The organism is Bartonella sp. AA86SXKL (assembly GCF_042196885.1).
This window is the reverse complement of sequence record NZ_JBHIRE010000386.1, coordinates 1-322: the sequence shown is the minus strand read 5'-3', so window position 1 is coordinate 322 and position 322 is coordinate 1. Positions and strand designations below refer to the sequence as shown.

Below are 322 nucleotides of genomic sequence, written 5' to 3'. Positions count from 1 at the left end.
AATGGTTGAGGGGCGCATGCGTAAGTTTTTTGAAGAAGTTGTTTTGCTTTCTCAGGCTTTTGTTATGAACCCTGATATTACTGTTGATGCTGCCTTGAAGGATGCTGAAAAATCGATTGGTGCGCCGGCAAAAATCACAGCTTTCATTCGTTTTGCGCTGGGCGAAGGTGTGGAAAAAGAAGAATCTGATTTTGCTGCAGAGGTTGCAGCTGCTGCAAAAGGGTAGCCATTTTAAAATGATTGATCAGAGATTTTAAATCATACCATTGATTATAAAATTACTGGTAATAAAGAGTATAATTATTATTAAGAGGGCGTCACG

General features: G+C 39.1%; 1 pseudogene. It reads left to right on the top strand.

Going from position 1 to position 322, the window contains the following annotated elements:
* Positions 1–226 (top strand): annotated as a pseudogene (locus ACFIO5_RS12150) (translation elongation factor Ts); the annotation flags it as partial.
* Positions 227–322: the final 96 nt, after the last annotated feature.